This window comes from Priestia sp. JV24, assembly GCF_025910025.1.
Lineage (GTDB): Bacteria > Bacillota > Bacilli > Bacillales > Bacillaceae_H > Priestia > Priestia megaterium.
Genome location: NZ_JAPCIN010000081.1, coordinates 1 through 657, shown reverse-complemented (window position 1 = coordinate 657; position 657 = coordinate 1). Strand labels below are relative to the sequence as shown.

The following is a 657-nucleotide window of genomic DNA, read 5'->3' as shown; positions in this document are numbered from 1 at the left end:
AGACAAGTATCATAAGGTTCCCCAAGATAGCCGTCACTTAAATTTATTTGGCTTGGAAATTCGTAGTATTGGTTACGTTCAGAAGAAGCAAGCAACAGAGAAGAAAGCCGTTAAATCCTAACAACGTAGGTGATAGGGATGTCAGAGCGTCAAAATGCGTTTACGATTAAGACAAATCGATTGAGTGATGAAGTGTATAATCAACTAGCTACATATGCTAAATCCCGTAAGTTAGGAGATTATATTTCATCTTTAATTCTACGTGATCTAGATGATGCATCTACTGGAAGAAAAGCAACTGAAGACAAAAAAACCTACGAGATGTTTGAACATATCAAGAATGAACTAGCTGATTTAAAGGCATTAGCCCAAATAACAGGTTTTGTAGGCAACGATTCCTTCAAAGAAGAAGAGCCTTCAAAGGTTCTTCAACTGGAAGAAGGAAAAGTCGCAGATCTAGAGAATATATCTGGTTCATTAGACGATGACGACTTAGAAGAATATAACGATTTTTAAATAAAAAGGCCACTAGAATTGAACTGTATCTCAATTTTAGTGGCTTTTCTATTTGAGTTATCACAGTTAGTAATTCAAAAGGTTTAAGGAATGGAAACCGTAGTCATTTAATTGAGATTTTGGTCAGGTATAATCATAACC

Annotated in this window: 1 protein-coding gene; it reads left to right on the top strand. The window is 35.3% G+C overall.

Annotated elements, in window-relative coordinates; translation table 11 throughout:
* Positions 1–138 precede the first annotated feature (138 nt).
* The gene (locus tag OK414_RS29745; protein WP_263046367.1) at positions 139–516 is read left to right on the top strand and encodes a hypothetical protein; all 378 of its coding nucleotides are present in this window, start codon (positions 139–141) and stop codon (positions 514–516) included.
* Positions 517–657: the final 141 nt, after the last annotated feature.

What these genes read in the sequence shown, in the direction of transcription:
- OK414_RS29745 (WP_263046367.1), top strand. Translation starts at nt 139, where the DNA reads ATGTCAGAGCGTCAAAATGCGTTTACGATTAAGACAAATCGATTGAGT.